The following is a 17,986-nucleotide window of genomic DNA, read 5'->3' as shown; positions in this document are numbered from 1 at the left end:
GTCAGATACCCGCCATTTCATTCATCATTTTTTCAATATCGGACAAGCCGTCCTCGGTCAGCGACAAACCGCTGCTGGCGAAAGCCTGAATAAATTCGTTCAATTGCGGTTTCTCGAAAATCAGGCGCAGCGGGATGTCGATCCCCAGGCCCGTGTGAATTCTGGAAATCAGTTGTGTGGCCAGCAGCGAATGGCCGCCCAGTTCGAAGAAATCGTCGCTCAACCCGACGCGCTCGACTTTCAGCACGTCGGCCCAGATCGCAGCCATTTGCTGCTCCTGTTCCGTCGACGGTGCGACGTACTGGCGCTGCAACTGGCTGGCATCCGGTTTCGGCAAGGCTTTGCGATCCAGCTTGCCGTTGGCGCTCAGCGGCATGCTTGCCAGCCAGACGAAGTGGGTCGGCACCATGTAATCGGGCAGTGTTTCCTTGAGATACGCCTTGAGTGCATCCCGCAGGTGATCGCCACTGTGCTCAGCCACCAGATAGGCTGCCAGCTGCTTGCCGGATGGGCCGTCAACGTCGACAACTACAGCTTCCTGAACGTTTTCGTGTTCCAGAAGGCTGGCTTCGATCTCGCCCAGCTCGATACGCAGGCCGCGGATCTTCACCTGATGGTCGATACGCCCGGCGTATTCGATAACGCCTTCATCGCGATAACGCGCCAGATCCCCGGTCCGGTAAAGACGCCCGCCCTGCTCGTCGAACGGGTCCGGCACAAAGCGTTCAGCCGTCAGCGCCGCGCGGTTGTGATAACCCCGCGCCAGACCAACGCCACCCAGATACAGCTCTGCCGCAACGCCTTGCGCGGCAGGCAGCAAACCGTCGTCGAGGATGTGGGTTTTCAGGTTGTCGATAGGGCGACCAATCGGCACGCTGAGCACGTCGTCCGGGGTGCAGGTCCAGTGGGTGACGTCGATAGCCGCTTCGGTCGGGCCGTACAGGTTGAATAAACCCGTCTGCGGCAGACGCTTGAGCACCTGACCGGCCAGTTCGGCAGGCAGTGCTTCGCCGCTGCACACCACACGACGCAAGCTGTTACAGCTTTCCACCTGAGGATGGGTGAGAAACGCCTGGAGCATCGACGGGACAAAGTGCAGCGTCGTGACCTGATGTTCGCGGATGGTCTGCACCAGCCGCTCCGGGTCGCGATGATCGCCCGGCAACGCCACGGCCAAACGTGCACCGGTCATGAGCGGCCAGAAGAATTCCCAGACCGACACGTCGAAGCTGAACGGGGTTTTCTGCAACACCGTATCGCTGCCATCCAGCGCGTAAGCCTTCTGCATCCAGTGCAAACGGTTGACCAGGGCGCGATGGCTGTTGCCTGCGCCTTTTGGCTTGCCGGTCGAACCCGAGGTGTAAATCACATACGCCAGATTCAACGGATGGCTGAGGTTGACCGGGTTGGCAGTGCTGTAACCGTCAAGCCAATCGCCCTCTTGATCCAGACAAAGGCTCTGCACCTGAACCGGCAGGCGCTGTAACAGCGCGCTCTGGGTCAACAGCAAGCCAATGCCGCTGTCCTGCATCATGTAGGCCAAGCGATCTTCAGGGTAATCCGGATCCAGCGGCACGTACGCTCCACCGGCCTTGATGATCGCCAGCAGGCCGATGACCAGCTCGAGGCTGCGCTCGACGCAAATCCCTACCAACACATCCGGCCCAACGCCCGCTTCACGCAAGCGATGAGCAAGCTGGTTGGCACGGGCGTTGAGTTGCGCATAGCTGAGTTGTTCGGCGGCGAACATCAGCGCCGGAGAGTCTGGCGCGGCCAGCACCTGCGCCTCGATCAGGCTGTGCAGGCAGTGCTCGCTCGGGAAATCGGCGGCAGTAGCGTTCCAGTCGCGAACAATCTGCTGCTGTTCGGCAGCGTCAAGCATTGGCACCTCAGCAATGCGCTGACCCGCATTGGCGCAAATGGCCTGCAACAGCGCGAGCCAGTGCCCGGCCATGCGCTCGATGGTGCTACGTTCGAACAGCGCGCTGGCATAGGTCAGGCCCGCGCTCAAAGCGCCATCGTGTTCGGCGGTGTTGAGGGTCAGGTCGAACTGCGCCGGATAGCTCTCGGACGTCAGCGCTTCGACCTGCAAGCCAGGCAGTGCGCGCACCTCGGCACTGGCCTGGCTTTGGTGGTTGAACATCACCTGGAACAGCGGGCTGTGGCTGAGGCTGCGTTGAGGTTGCAAGGCCTCGACCAGTTGTTCGAACGGCAATTCCTGATGTGCTTGAGCTTGCAGAGCTGCATGTTTGACCTGTAGCAGCAACTCGCTGAACGTGGTGTGCAGGTCGAATTCGGCGCGCAGCACCTGGGTGTTGACGAAGAAACCGATCAGGCCTTCGGTTTCCGCGCGAGTGCGGTTGGCAATCGGCACGCCGACGCGAATGTCCGGCTGGCCGCTGTGGCGATGCAGCAAGGTCTGGAACGACGCCAGCAACAGCATGAACAGTGTGACGCCCTGTTGCCGCGCGACCTGTTTCAAGTCGTCGATCAACGCTGGTGCCAGCTCGATCGCCAGCCGAGCACCGGCGTGGCTTTGCACGACCGGGCGTGGATGATCAGCAGGCAGCTCAAGAATCGGCTGCTGGTCGCCCAGTTGCTGCTTCCAGTAATCCAGCTGCCGCGCCTGTTCTCCGGCGTCCATCCAGTTGCGCTGCCACAGCGCGTAGTCGGCGTACTGCATGTCCAGCGCGGTCAACACCACCTCACGGCCCTGGCTGTAGCCTTCGTACAGGCGCACCAGTTCATCGACCATGATCGGCATCGACCAGCCATCGGAAACGATGTGGTGCTGGGTCAGGATCAGCACGTGTTCGTCAGCAGCAAGGTTCAGCAAGCGGACGCGCAGCAGCGGGCCCTGTCCCAGATCGAACGGGCGCTGCATTTCCTGCTGCACGCAGGCTTCAAGGGTTTGTCCGGCAGGCACGGGCTCGACCGTCAGGGTCAAGGCACGCGGCGCATGGATGATCTGCACAGCCTGTTCGCCCTGCTGGCGGAAGGTGGTGCGCAGGGTTTCGTGGCGGGCAATCAATGCGCTGAAACTGTGCTCCAGCGCGGCAATGTCCAGCGAGCCGCTCAGACGCAGGGCCGCAGGAATAGTGTAAGCAGTGCTTTCAGGATCAAGCTGCCAGAGAAACCACTGACGCTGCTGCGCGTAAGACAAGCGCAGCGGCTGGCTGCGGTCGGCCTTGATAAAGCGTGGCGCAGCATTGCCCTGCCCGTTGCCCGCCGCCTGGGCGAAGGCTGCCAGATCGCGCGTTTCAAACAGATCGCGCAACGACAATTCGACGTTCAGTTGCTGGCGGATGCGCGAAATCACCTGAGTAGCCAGTAACGAATGCCCGCCCAGTTCAAAGAAGTTGTCACCGCGCCCGACTTGCTCGACTTTCAGCACATCGGCCCAGATCGCCGCCAGTTGCTGCTCGAGTTCGCCTTGCGGAGCGATGTAGGCCACCTGCAACTGACCGGCATCCGGCGCAGGCAGCGCCTTGCGGTCCAGCTTGCCGTTGGCGGTCAGCGGCATCTTGTCGAGGACGATGAAATGCGTCGGCACCATGTAATCCGGCAGATGCGCGCGGAGTTCGGCTTTCAGCGTTTCGCGCAGGCTTTGCTGGTCGTGATCAGGCTGGGCTGGCACTAGATACGCGGCCAATTGCCCATCCACGGCCAGCACGATCACTTCGCGCACCGCCGGGTGCGCTTGCAGCCGCGCTTCGATTTCGCCCAGTTCAATGCGGAAGCCGCGAATCTTCACCTGATGGTCGATACGCCCGGCGTATTCGATCACTCCGGCAGCGCGATAACGGGCCAGGTCGCCGGTGCGGTACAGGCGACCGCCGTCGCTGGAGAACGGGTCCGGCACGAAGCGTTCGGCAGTCAGCGCCGCACGATTGTGATAACCCCGCGCCAGACCCGCATGGCCAATGTGCAGCTCACCGCTGCAACCCTGAGCGACCGGGTTGAAATCCGCGTCCAGCACGTACCACGACAAATCCGGGATCGCCTCGCCAATCGGGCTGGCCGGGTTTTGCGTGTCGGTCTCGGTTATTGGCCTGTAAGTCACGTGAACCGTGGTTTCGGTGATGCCGTACATGTTGATCAGTTGCGGTGCATGATCGCCAAAACGGTCGAACCAGGGCTTCAGGCTGGCGACGTCCAGCGCTTCGCCACCAAAGATGACTTTTTCCAGCGACATCGGCACAGGCGAATCACACGCCACACGCATCAACTGCTTGAACGCCGACGGCGTCTGGTTGAGCACTGTGACGCGCTGTTCAACCAGCAGCGCATGCAACTCTTCCGGCGAGCGGGTCACTTCGCGCGGCACGATCACCAGTCTGCCGCCATGCAGCAGCGCGCCGAAAATCTCCCACACCGAGAAGTCGAAGGCGAAGGAATGGAACAGCGTCCACACGTCTCTTTCGCTGAATTTGAACCAGTTATCCGTGGCAGCAAACAGGCGCATCAGGTTGTGATGAGCGAGCAAGGTGCCTTTCGGCTTGCCGGTCGAGCCGGAGGTGTAGATGACGTAGGCCAGGTTGTCTGGCGAGGTCTGGTTAATCGGGTTTTCCGTGCTGTAACTGTCCAGCGCATCCGCCAGATCCAGTGTCTGAACATGTGCAGGAATAGGCAGTTGACTCAGCAAATGCGCTTGGGTCAGCAACAATTCAATACCGCTGTCCTGCATCAGAAAGCTCAGGCGATCCTGCGGGTAATCCGGGTCCAGCGGCACGTACGCGCCACCGGCCTTGAGGATCGCCAGCATCCCTATGATCATCTGCAGACTGCGCTCGGCGGCCAGCCCTACGCGAACATCCGGGCCGACGCCCTGCTCACGCAGTTTATGGGCCAGCTGGTTGGCGCGGCGGTTGAGCTGTTGATAGCTCAATTGCTCGCCAGCAAAAGTCAGGGCAATGGCCAACGGCGTGCGCCCGGCCTGGGTTTCGATGCGTTGATGGGCGCAATATTCACCTGGATAAACCGTAAGGTCGCGGTTCCAGTCGCGCAGGGTGTCTTGCCGCTCATCGACGCTCAACAGCGGCAGGTCGGCGATGCGCTGGTTGACGTCGCGGCACATGCCATTCAGCAGGTTGCACCAGTGCCCGGCCATACGCTCGATGGTTGCGGCGTCGAACAGGTCGGTGGCGTAGGTCAACGAAGCGGCCAGACCGTTCGGGCGTTCGCAGGTATCCAGGGTCAGGTCGAATTGCGCGGTGTGTTTGTCGGACACCTGATATTCCAGGCGCAGACCGGCCAGTTCACGGGCCTCGCCGTGGCCTTCACTCTGGTGGTTGTAGGCCACTTGAAACAGCGGGCTGCGGCTCAAGTCGCGCTGCGGTTGCAAGGCTTCGACCAGTTGTTCGAACGGCAGGTCTTGATGGGCCTGCGCCTCGACGGCAGTCTGCTTGATCTGTTGCAGCAACCCAGCCACGGTGGTTTGCGTATCGAACTCTGCCTTGAGCACCTGGGTGTTGACGAAGAAGCCGATCAGCCCCTGGGTTTCGCTGCGGGTGCGGTTGGCGACGGGCACGCCGACGCGTATATCGGCCTGACCGCTGTAGCGGTGCAACAAGGTCTGCAACGACGCCAGCAACAGCATGAACAGGGTGATGCCCTGCTGCCGCGCCAGAGTCTTGAGGTCGTTCAGCAGCGCGGCATCCAGCTCGACATTCAGTCGCGCCCCTTCGTAGCTGCGCAGTGCCGGGCGCGGTCGATCGGTGGGCAGCTCCAGAATCGGCTGCTGCTCGCCCAGCTGTTGCTTCCAGTACGCAAGCTGACGTTCCTGCTCACCCATTTCCAACCAGTTGCGCTGCCAGAGGGCGTAGTCGGCGTACTGGATTGGCAAGGGTGGCAATTCGGCTTCGCGGGCCAGCGTGGCGGCCTGATAGCACTGCATCAGCTCGTCGACCATGATCGGCATCGACCAGCCATCGGAGACGATGTGGTGCTGGGTCAACACCAGCACATGCTCCTGCTCGCTCAGTTTGAGCAGCCTGACCCGCAACAGCGGCCCATGTTGCAGATCGAAGGGCTGTTGCACTTCCTGATCGACATAACGCTCGACCGTTTCGCCAGCCGCCAGTTGATCGACATTCAATGCAAACGGCGACGCCGGATGCACCACCTGCAACGCCTCGTCGCCCTGCTGTTCAAACGTGGTGCGCAGGGTTTCGTGACGCTCGATCAGGTGTTCGACGCTACGCCGTAATGCCTCGACATCCAGCACGCCATGCAGGCGCAGCCCCAGCGGAATGTTGTAGGCCGCGCTGTGCGGTTCCAGTTGCCAGATGATCCATTGCCGCTGCTGCGCATAGGAGAGCGCAGACGGGGCCGGCGTCTCCCTTACAGCGATCGGCGTGACCCCGTAGAGATTCACCCCCTGGCGCTTGAGCAGGACCGCCAGCGCCTTGCGTTCACGGGCGGACAGCGATTTAACGGAGTCAAGCAACTGTTGCACTGGGGTCTCTCCTGCTAAGCGATCAAATTATCAATTTCCTCCGCTGATAAACGTTTGAGTGCCTCCAGTGATTTAGTCAATTCGTCCAGCGCATGGTCACTTTCGCCATTTTTTTCCTGGAGCGTGGCGCAGAAGTCCGCCAGCACCGGCTGTTCGAACAGGTCCTTGAGACCGACCTCGCGCTGCAACTGCTCGCGCACTCGCACCAGCATCTGTACCGCCAGCAGCGAATGACCACCGAGTTCGAAGAAGTTGTCGCTACGCCCGACTTGCTCGACTTTCAGCACATCGGCCCAGATCGCCGCCAGTTGCTGCTCGAGCTCGTCTTGCGGAGCGATGTAGGCCACCTGCAACTGACCGGCATCCGGCGCAGGCAGCGCCTTGCGGTCCAGCTTGCCGTTGGCGGTCAGCGGCATCTTGTCGAGGACGATGAAATGCGTCGGCACCATGTAATCCGGCAGATGCGCGCGGAGTTCGGCTTTCAGCGTTTCGCGCAGGCTTTGCTGGTCGTGATCAGGCTGGGCTGGCACTAGATACGCGGCCAATTGCCCATCCACGGCCAGCACGATCACTTCGCGCACCGCCGGGTGCGCTTGCAGCCGCGCTTCGATTTCGCCCAGTTCAATGCGGAAGCCGCGAATCTTCACCTGATGGTCGATACGCCCGGCGTATTCGATCACTCCGGCAGCGCGATAACGGGCCAGGTCGCCGGTGCGGTACAGGCGACCGCCGTCGCTGGAGAACGGGTCCGGCACGAAGCGTTCGGCAGTCAGCGCCGCACGATTGTGATAACCCCGCGCCAGACCCGCATGGCCAATGTGCAGCTCACCGCTGCAACCCTGAGCGACCGGGTTGAAATCCGCGTCCAGCACGTACCACGACAAATCCGGGATCGCCTCGCCAATCGGGCTGGCCGGGTTTTGCGTGTCGGTCTCGGTTATTGGCCTGTAGGTCACGTGAACCGTGGTTTCGGTAATGCCGTACATGTTGATCAACTGCGCTGTCTGATCACCGAAACGTTCGAACCAGGGCTTCAGGCTGGCGACGTCCAGCGCTTCGCCGCCGAAGATGACCTTTTCCAGCGACATCGGCACAGGCGAATCACACGCCACACGCATCAACTGCTTGAACGCCGACGGCGTCTGGTTGAGCACTGTGACGCGCTGTTCAACCAGCAGCGCATGCAACTCTTCCGGCGAGCGGGTCACTTCGCGCGGCACGATCACCAGTCTGCCGCCATGCAGCAGCGCGCCGAAAATCTCCCACACCGAGAAGTCGAAGGCGAAGGAATGGAACAGCGTCCACACGTCTCTTTCGCTGAATTTGAACCAGTTATCCGTGGCAGCAAACAGGCGCATCAGGTTGTGATGAGCGAGCAAGGTGCCTTTCGGCTTGCCGGTCGAGCCGGAGGTGTAGATGACGTAGGCCAGGTTGTCTGGCGAGGTCTGGTTAATCGGGTTTTCCGTGCTGTAACTGTCCAGCGCATCCGCCAGATCCAGTGTCTGAACATGTGCAGGAATAGGCAGTTGACTCAGCAAATGCGCTTGGGTCAGCAACAATTCGATACCGCTGTCCTGCATCAGAAAGCTCAGGCGATCCTGCGGGTAATCCGGGTCCAGTGGCACGTATGCGCCACCGGCCTTGAGGATCGCCAGCATCCCTATGATCATCTGCAGACTGCGCTCGGCGGCCAGCCCGACGCGAACATCCGGGCCGACGCCCTGCTCACGCAGTTTATGGGCCAACTGGTTGGCGCGGCGGTTGAGCTGTTGATAGCTCAGTTGCTCGGCAGCAAAGCTCAGAGCGATGGCCTGCGGCGTGCGCTCGGCCTGGGTTTCGATACGCTGATGGGCGCACTGCTCGGTCGGGTAATGCTGCACGCTTTGCGTCCAGGCGGTGGGCAGGGTCAGCTCGCCGAGACGCGCCGTTGCGGATGTACTGAGGCTTTGCAGCAAGTGATCGAAATGCGCCGCCAGTTGCAGAATGCCTTCGGCACTGAAGTGTTGCCGGTCGTAACTGAAACGTACCGACAGCACGTCGTTGGCCTCGACCACCAGGGTCAGCGGGTAATGTGCTTGCTCCTGATTGCGCAGGTCGCTGAACGTAAGACCGTCCGGCGCGCGCTGCAAGGCTTCGGACACCGGGTAGTTTTCGAATACCAGTATGTTGTCGAACAGCGCCTCGCCACTGTTGCGTGCCCAACGCTGGATGTCATACAGCGGCGTGTGCTCATGCTCTCGCAGGGCAATGTTTTGCGCCTGCACCTGCTGCACCCATTCGCCGACGGTCTGTTCCGAACGCGGGCTGGCGATCACCGGCAGGGTGTTGATGAACAGGCCCAGTTGCTCTTCGACACCCGGCAATTCAGCCGGACGCCCGGCCACCGTGGCGCCAAAGGTCACGCTGGACTGGCCGGTATAGCGTTGCAGCAGCAACAGCCAGGCCGATTGCACCAGCGTATTGAGGGTGACGTGCTGTTCGCGGGCAAACTCGCTCAAGCGGTGGGTGCCGTCAGTATCGATCAGCTGAATGTAATCGCCATAGCCCTGCTGATCGGTTGATGTTTTGAAGGCTTGCAGCAAGCGGGTCGGCTCATCCAGTTCAGCCAGCTCTGCGGTCCAGAAGCGCTCGCTGACATCAGCCTCCTGATCCTGTAGCCACTGGATGTAATCGCGATAACGTCCCGCCTGTTTCGGCGGCGTCTGACCGCTGTAGCGTTGCAGCACTTCGCCCAGCAGCCGCGAGCTGCTCCAGCCGTCCATCAAAATGTGGTGACTGGTGTAGACCAGTTGCCACGCGTCGTCGGCAATGCGCACTACCGCCAGACGCAACAGCGGACCGTGCGCCAGATCAAAACCCTGCTGACGGTCGGCCTGCGCCCAGCCATCGAGCCAGTGTTGCGGCTTGCCACGCGCATCCAGCTCGACAAAGGGCAGTGTTACCTGACGCTGCACGACTTGCAGCGACTGTTCGCTCTGGCTGATAAAACAACTGCGCAGCACTTCGTGGTTGTTCACCGCTGATTGCCATGCGTTATGGAAACGCGGCACATCCAGCCCGCTGATGCTCACGCGCATCTGGTTGATGTAGTTGCCCGCGCCCTCATCGAACAGCGAGTGGAACAGCATGCCCTGTTGCATCGGCGACAGCGGGTAGATGTCTTCGATCTCGCCCGCAGCAATCGGCAAGCCGTCGAGTTGCGTTTGAGTGAGGCGCGCCAGCGGAAAGTCCGACGGCGTGACGCCTTGGTGCCCGGAGGTGCAGTGGTCGATCAGCGTGGTCAGCGCCTGCTCGTAGCGACGCGCCAGGGTATCGATGGTCGAAGCTTGATACACCTCGCGGCTGAAGCTCCAGTCCAGTTGCAGCTGGCCGTCGAACACCTGACCATTGAGGCTCAGCCAGTTGCCCAGCGGCCCGTCTTCGCACAGCGCAGTGCCAGTTTTGTCGGCACTTGGCACGAACAACGCGCCTTGTGGTTCATTGAAGCTACCATCGAACTGGCCCAGGTAATTGAACGTGACCCGTGCCTGCGGCAAGGCGGCCAATTGTTGCGTAAACGACGGCTCGCCGAGATAACGCAATACGCCGTAACCAATACCTTTGTTCGGCACGGCACGCAGTTGTTCCTTGATCCCGCACAGGCTTGCACCCGGAGCGATCTGCGGCGTGAGGCGAACCGGAAACAGGCTACTGAACCAGCCGACTGTACGGCTGAGATCGGTGTCGTCAAACAAGTCTTCGCGGCCATGTCCTTCCAGCTGGATCAGCACCGACGGCTGCTGACTCCACTCGCACAACACTTGCGCCAGCGCGGTCAACAGCAGGTCGTTGACCTGTGTGCGGTACGCGGCAGGTGCAACTTTCAGCAGCTTGTGGGTCAGGTCCTTGCTCAACCAGGATGACGCATGGGCCGCATCGCGATTGCGCATCGAACCTTCGGGCTTGTCGCGTGGCAACGGTTGATCTGCACCCTGTAAAGCGTGCAGCCAGTAATCGCGCTCGGCGGTCAGCGTTTCGCCGGTCGCGTACTGTTGCAATTGCTCGGCCCAATGCTTGAGCGACGTGGTTTTCGCTGCCAACGCCACTGGCTGGCCCTTCGTCAGGGCGACGTAAGCCTGTTGCAGGTCTTCCAGCAGCACCCGCCAGGACACGCCGTCGACGGCCAAATGATGAATCACCAGCAATAAACGCTGCTCGCCCTGCGGCAGGTTGACCAGCAGCGCCCGCAGCAGCGGACCGTTTTTCAGGTCCAGACTGCGCTGCGCCTCATCGGCCAGTTCAGGCAAGCGCTCGATGCTGTCCAGCTCATGAACCCACAGCAAGTCGCGAGTGTTCAGTGCACCGAACGTGGCTTGCCACTGGCCGTCTTGCAGGGCAAAACCTAGACGCAGTGCGTCGTGCTGTTCGAGCAGTGCAGTGAGCGCAGCCTGCAGGTGACTGGCATCCAGCGTTTGCAGGGGCTTGAGCATCAGCGCCTGATTCCAGTGCTGACGTTCGGGAATGCCCAGTTCGAAGAAGCGCGCCTGAATCGGTAGCAACGGCAGCGAGCCACTGACCTGTTCGACCAGCGCAGCAGGCTTTTTCTGGATCAGTTTTGCCACCGAGGCCAACTGGCTGATGGTCTGTTTTTCGAACAACTGCTTGGGGCTGAGCTTGATACCCTGACGCTTGGCACGGGCAATGATCTGCAGGCTGAGGATCGAGTCGCCGCCCAGTTCGAAGAAGTTGTCGGTGCTGCCTACCTGTTCAAGTTTCAGTACGTCAGCCCACACTGCGGCGAGCTTTTCCTCGATCTCGCCGACCGGCGCGGTGTAGCGCTGTTTGACCACGCCCGGCTTGGGCAAGGCGCGCTTGTCGAGCTTGCCGTTGGCGGTCAGTGGCAGGCTGTCCAGCAGCATGATCTGTGCGGGCACCATGTAGTCGGGCAAGCGCGCAGCCAACTGCTCGCGCAGGCTGTCGACGGTCAGGCTGGCACCGGCTACTGCGACGCAATAGGCCACCAGTTGCAGACGGGATTCGTCTTCATCGACAGGCAATGCCAGCACGCTTGCTTGCGCAACCGAAGGCAGGTTCAGCAGCACCCGCGCCACTTCCGCAGGCTCGACGCGATAACCGCGTACTTTCACTTGATCGTCGGCGCGGCCGATGAATTCCAGCAAGCCCTGATGATTGCGCCGCATACGGTCACCGCTGCGATACACCCGTGCGCCATTCTCTGCAAACGGGTCCGGCACGAAACGCTCGGCGGTCAGCGCAGGCTGACCGATGTAGCCCGACGCGACACTGTCGCCACCGATGTACAGCTCGCCCGCCACCTGAGTGCCAAGGGGGTTCAGCACATCATCCAGCACGTAAGCACTGGCCCCCGGCAATGGCGCACCGACCGGCACACTACGCAGAGGGTCGCCAGAGTGTGCAGAGCATTGTGGGAAACGCGAGACCTGTGGGAGCGAGCTTGCTCGCGAAAGCGGTGGTAGAGCCTCAGCCTTTTGCAAGCCTGTGCCGGCCTCTTCGCGAACAAGTTCGCTCCCACAGGGAAGGGTGTCTACTTCCGAGCTGCGATCAGAGCATAGAGTTAAGCCAGGTACTTCATAAGTCAGTACGCCGACCGTGGTTTCGCTCGGGCCATAGTGGTTGATCACCCGGCAACCCGGCTTGATCTGACGCACCTGCTCGACCAGCGCAGGCGAACAGGCTTCGCCGCCGACGATCAGTGCATGCTGCGGCAATACGTCGGCAGGCTGGCTGGCCTGCAACAGCGCGGCCAGATGGCCGGGCACGATCTTCAGCACGCCAACCTGATGCTCGGCCATGTAAGCCGCGAAGGCATCCGGGTCGAAACCCAGCGCCTCGGTCAGCACATGCAGCGTGCGTCCCGAACACAGCGCGCCGAACAGCACGGTATGACCAAGGTCGGCGGCGATGGTCGAGACCAGCGCCATGCTCGCCTGAGGAGCCAGTTGCAACTGCTCCAGCAGACCACGCACGTAAGAGGCCAGCGCGCCCTGGCTGACCAATACGCCCTTGGGCTGACCGGTGGAGCCGGAGGTATGAATAACGTAAGCCCCTGAATCGGCTGACAGAGTGATATCAGGACGACTGACCGGCAAGGCCTGCCACAGCGCAGGTGTCCAGGCCAGGCCCTCACAGCCGGCAACATCCAGTGACGTCTGGCGCACATCGCCTTCGGCACACAGCAGCACTTTGGCCTGGGCGTTGCTCAGCATCTGTTGCAAGCGTGCATCGGGGGCTTTGACGTCCAGCGGCATGTACACACCACCGGCCTTGAAGATCGCCAGCACAACTGTGAGCCAGTCCAGCGAACGCTCCATCAACACCGCAACCGGCTGGCCTTCGCTAATACCCATCCGGATCAGATGATGGGCCAGTTGATTGGCGGCCTGATCCAGCTCCAGCGTCGTCAGGGTGCGATCCAGACACCGGGCGGCCTGCGCCTGCGGCTGGCGTTCAACCTGTCGGCCCCAGAGCTGCAACATGTGCGACGCGGGTTCGCGCACTTCGCGCGGTGGCTCGACCGCCAGTGCACCGAGGCTGAACAACGGCGCCTGCGGCGCGTCGAGCAGGGTTTTGAACAGCGCAAGCATTTCGGGAATGAACCCTTCGACGGTGGCGCGTCGATACAGGTCGCTGGCGTAGGCCATGTCGCCATGAATCAGCGTGCCGTCGTCGGTGATGTCCAGCGCCAGATCGAAATGCGCGCCCTGCTTGTCGAAGGCGTACTCGCTGACTTCCAGCCCGGCCAGCTTGAGTGCGGTTTTCTGTTTGAGGATCACGTTCTGGTTGAACTTGGCCTGAAACAACGGGTTGTGGCCCAGGCTGCGCTCTGGCGCCAGTTGATCGACCAATTGCTCGAACGGTACGTCCTGATGGGCCTGTGCGCCGAACGAGGTGTCACGGATCTGCGCCAGCAGGTCAAGGTAGCTGAGGCGCTCGTCCACCTGGCAGCGCAAGACCTGAGTATTGATGAAGAAGCCGATCAATCCTTCGGTTTCAGCACGACTGCGGTTGGCGTTAGGCACGCCGATGCGGATATCGCGTTGCCCGGCCTTGCGCGATAGAAACAGCGAAAAACCGGCCAGCACCAGCATGAACAGGGTCATACCCTGCGTGCGCGCAAAGGCGTTGAGCTGGCGCGACAGATCAGCGCCGAAATCAAAAAGCAGGTGCTCGCCCTGATAGCTTTGTGTCACCGGCCGCGGAAAATCCTGAGCGGCATCCAGCAAAGGTTGTTCGTCACCCAGCTGGCTGCGCCAGTAATCCAGTTGCCGCGCGCCCTCGCCCGCCTCCAGCCAGCTACGTTGCCAGATCGCATAATCGGCGTATTGCAGCGGCAGCTCCGGCAGCGCAGGTTCGCGACCTTCGCAATACGCCTGATAGCAGTGCACGAACTCCTGAATCATCACATCCATCGACCAGCCGTCGGAGACGATGTGGTGCATGCTCACCACCAGCACATGCTCGTCACTGGCAAGACGGAACAGGTACGCACGCAGCAACGGGCCTGTGCGCAAATCAAACGGCTGGCTGGTGACGGTGGCAACTCGCAACGCCAGTTCGGCATCGCGCAGTTCGACATCAGCCAGACCGGACAAATCAATGCTGTCCAGCGCCGCGGTCTGATCATGCAGCAGCACTTGCTGCGCCTGATCACCGTCGGTATGGAACACGGTACGTAGCACCTCATGGCGCTCGATCAAGTGATCAAAGGCGCGGCGCAATGCCGGCTCGTTCAGCGGGCCTTGCAGACACAGGCCGGTGGTCATCTTGTAGGCGTCGCTCAGCGGGTCGAGCTGCCAGAGGAACAGCAGGCGTTGCTGGGCGAACGACAGTGGAATCGCGCTGAAATCATGACGGCTGACCGGCACCGGCAACAGGCTGAAATCCTTGCCTTCCTGACGCAAGCGGGCGAGGAACTGTTGGCGTTGTTCCAGCGACAAGCCGACAAAACGTTTCGCGATACGTGCAGCGGTGGTCCCGGTCATGCGCCAAATTCCTCCAGTGAATCCATGAACTGGTCCATGTCGCTCCAGTCGTTATCCGTTGTGTTGTTGGTCAGCGCGGCCACTTCGACGGCAAGGTCGCTGAGCAGCGGTTTTTCAAACAGGGTGCGCAACGGCAGGCTGATGCCCAGTCGCGTCTTGATCCGGGCGATGACTTGCGCGGCAAGCAACGAATGGCCGCCCAGCTCGAAAAAGTGATCGTCCAGGCCGACCTGCGGTGCGTGCAGGACTTCTTGCCAGATAGCAGCGAGGCAGATTTCCACCTCGCTGTGCGGCGCGCGATAACGCGCCTGCAACTGGCTTGAGTCGGGCTCTGGCAGTGCCTTGCGATCCAGTTTGCCGCTGGGCGTGAGTGGCAGTTCCGGCAGCAGCAATAAGTGCGTCGGCACCATGTAATCCGGCAGACTGACTTGCAGCTGGGCCTTGATGCCCTGGCGCAGTGCCAGTTGCTCGGCATCACTGTTCGCCATGACCTGCGGCACTACGTAGGCGACCAGTTGCGTACTCCCCGCCAGCTCGACAGCCAGTACCACCGCTTCGCGCACGCCCGTGCATTGCTGCAGGCGCGATTCGATTTCACCCAGCTCAATACGGAAACCGCGAATTTTCACTTGATGGTCAACCCGCCCGATGTACTCGACAGCGCCGTCAGCGCGCAGCCTGGCGCGGTCGCCGGTGCGGTACAGGCGCTCGCCGGGCACGAACGGATCAGCCACGAAACGCTCGGCGCTCAGGCCGGGCTGGGCATGATAACCCCGCGCCAGGCCTGGCCCGCCGATGTACAGCTCACCCACCGCGCCTTGTGGCAGCGGGTTCAGTTGATCGTCGAGCACGTACAGCCGTCGACCCGCCAGCGCTCTGCCAATCGGCACGCCACGCCACGAAACCTGTTCCGCAGTCAGCGCGCTGCAATCATGGATACTCGACACCACCGTGGCTTCGGTCGGCCCGTAGGTGTTGAGCAGGCGCACATGCCCGAGCCCGGCCTTGCGCCACAGGCGCAGACCTTCGACAGCCATCGCCTCGCCGCCGACGTGAATCTGCCGTAATGCGCCATAATGCGCGGGCGGGCTGGCAGCGAAATCCTGAACCAGCGTCAGCCAATAGGCCGCAGGCAGGTCAGCCAGGGTTACACCGTGCTCGACGACAGCCTGATGGAAGGTGGAGCTGTCCCACAAACGCTCGTCACGCAGCACCACGGCGGCACCGCGACACAGCGGCGGGTAGAACTGCTCGACGAAGCCGTCGAAGCTATGGGTAGCAAATTGCAGGACCCGGTCGCCTTGGCGCAGATCGCTGTAATTCGCGCCCAGCGTTACAAATTCGGCCAGCGCGCCATGACTGATCGCCACGCCTTTTGGCCGGCCAGTCGAGCCCGAGGTGTAGATCACGTAGGCCAGATTGGCCGGATCAACGGCAATGTCCGGGTTTTGCGGGCTGGCTGCTGCACTGTTCATCTGATCGATGCACAGGCACTGAATACCCGCCAGATCAGGCAGCGTCGCCCCGTGCTGGCTGTGGGTCAGCAGCAGTTTCAGGCCACTGTCCTGCAGCACATGACGTAGACGGTCGCTCGGCGCGCTCAGGTCCAGCGGCACATAGGCGCCGCCTGCCTTGAGCACGGCCAGCAGCGCGACGGGCATGTTCAGCGAACGGCCCAGCGCCACGCCGACCAGTACGTCCGGGCCGACGCCTTGCTCACGCAGTTGCCAGGCCAGACGGTTGCTGCGCTCATTCAGTTCGGCGTAGCTCAGGCTGGGCGCCTGTCCTTCACCGGCGAGGATCAGTGCCGGGGCGTCCGGTGTGCGCTCCGCTTGCGTTTCGAATTGGCGATGCGCGGGGGTTGTGGTGTCGGCCTTGGCAGCGCTGTCGATATCCAGCAGTTGCGCACGCTCATCGGTCGAGAGCATCGACAGTTCGCCGATGGTTTGCAGCGGATCGACGCAGACCGAGGCCAAGAGGTTACGCCAGTGATCAGCCAGACGAGTGATGGTCGCCTGATCAAAAATATCGGTGGCGTAGGTGAAAGCGGCGTTCAGTTGCTCGCCCTCACCGCTGGTGGCAAGCATCAGGTCACTGGCCGCGGCGTGCGAACGCTGCGCAAGTGCCTGTTGCTCGCCAGGCAGATTAGCCACGCGCAGGCCGCCGCTCAATTGTTTGTCCAGCAGGTCGGCAACCACCGGCTGGTGATTGAACATCACTTGAAACAGCGGGTTGTGGCTCTGGCTGCGCTCGGGTTGCAAGGCGTCGATGATCGCGTCGAACGGCAACTCCTGATGCGCCTGAGCACCGGTCGAAGCATTGCGCACGGTGTGCAATAGATCGACAAAGCGTGTCTGCGCCGTCACTTCACTGCGCAGCACTTGTGTGTTGATAAAGCAGCCGATCAGCCCTTCGGTTTCGCTGCGGGTGCGGTTGGCGATCAGGCCGCCGACACGAATGTCGGTCTGCCCGCTGTAGCGGTGCAGCAGGCTTTTGAAGGTTGCCAGCAGGACTACGAAAAGGGTCACGCCCTGACGTTGCGCGAGGTTTTTCAGGTTGCGCAGCAGCTCAGGCTCCAGCGCCAGTTCCAGGCGCGCGCCATCATGGCTGGGCAGCGCCGGGTACGGGCGGTCTGTGGGCAGCTCCAGTACCGGGTGCTCTTCGCCCAGGTGGCTGCGCCAGTAATCCAGCTGACGCTCCTGTTCGCCCGCCTCCAGCCAGCTGCGTTGCCACAGCGCATAGTCGCGGTACTGCACGAGCAGCGGCTGAAAAGGCAGCGGTTTACCGGCCAGCAGCGCGTCATAGCCGCGCAGCCATTCGTCGATCAGCACGTTCATTGACCAGCCGTCGGTGATCATGTGATGCAGGTTGAGCAGCAGCAGATGCTCTTGCTCGGCGAGGCGCAATACCTGCACGGTAAACAGCGGCCCGCGCTGCAGGTCGAAGGTCTGCGCCGACTGTTCGGCCATCGCCTGCCGCGCACTCGCCCATCGCTGCTCGCAAGGCTGCTGGCTCAGGTCGATCAGACGGATGCTGACGGGTGTCGGCGGCGCAACACGCTGAAACGCCCGCTCGCCTTCCTGACCGAAGGTGGTGCGCAGACTTTCATGCCGCTCGACCAGCGCACTGAAGGCTCGCTCCAGCAACGGCAGCTCTAGCGGTCCATTCAGGCACACCGACATCGGCAGGTTGTAGGCTGCGCTGTGCGGGTCCAGTTGCCAGAGGAACCACATCCGTTGCTGGGCATAAGACAGCCCGTCACGCTCGACCAGCCCTGCGCAGGAAGGGATCGGGAACAGCGAGAAATCCATGTTCTCCTTGCGCATGCCATCGAGAAACAGACGACGTTTTTCAAGGGGCAACTCGACAAAACGACGAGCGAGTTTCTGGGCGTGTTCGGGGTTCATGGGTCGATCCTTGCTGAATGGGGCTGACCGTCGGGCGGGGTCGTATCAACAAGAACGAATTGGCGGGGAAATATTTAGAAAGGTTTCTCGAGGCTGGTGCCCTGCATTGCACCGCACAC

3 protein-coding genes are annotated in these 17,986 nt (G+C 61.6%); all 3 read right to left on the bottom strand.

The window, feature by feature from the left end; genetic code table 11:
* Position 1: 1 nt before the first annotated feature.
* Genes RGM3321_RS26805 through RGM3321_RS26795 form a run of 3 tightly spaced genes read right to left on the bottom strand, consistent with a single transcriptional unit; the run spans position 2 to position 17,867 of the window.
* The gene (locus RGM3321_RS26805) at positions 2–6,457 is read right to left on the bottom strand and encodes a non-ribosomal peptide synthetase (RefSeq protein WP_244395555.1); all 6,456 of its coding nucleotides are present in this window, start codon (positions 6,455–6,457) and stop codon (positions 2–4) included.
* A gap of 14 nt (positions 6,458–6,471) precedes the next feature.
* Positions 6,472–14,460, bottom strand: coding sequence for a non-ribosomal peptide synthetase (locus tag RGM3321_RS26800; RefSeq protein WP_244395554.1), 7,989 nt, complete (start codon positions 14,458–14,460; stop codon positions 6,472–6,474).
* Positions 14,457–17,867, bottom strand: coding sequence for an amino acid adenylation domain-containing protein (locus RGM3321_RS26795; protein ID WP_244395553.1), 3,411 nt, complete (start codon positions 17,865–17,867; stop codon positions 14,457–14,459). The genes RGM3321_RS26800 and RGM3321_RS26795 overlap by 4 nt, the downstream gene beginning before the upstream one ends.
* Positions 17,868–17,986: the final 119 nt, after the last annotated feature.

The sequence above is a fragment of the Pseudomonas sp. RGM 3321 genome (assembly GCF_022836805.1).
GTDB lineage: Bacteria > Pseudomonadota > Gammaproteobacteria > Pseudomonadales > Pseudomonadaceae > Aquipseudomonas.
Note: the sequence above shows the minus strand (reverse complement) of the source record. Positions and strands in the feature narration are given on the sequence as shown.

Bases quoted from the DNA above. Each gene is read 5' to 3' on its own strand.
- RGM3321_RS26800 (WP_244395554.1), bottom strand. From the start codon at position 14,460: ATGACCGGGACCACCGCTGCACGTATCGCGAAACGTTTTGTCGGCTTG.
- RGM3321_RS26795 (WP_244395553.1), bottom strand. From the start codon at position 17,867: ATGAACCCCGAACACGCCCAGAAACTCGCTCGTCGTTTTGTCGAGTTG.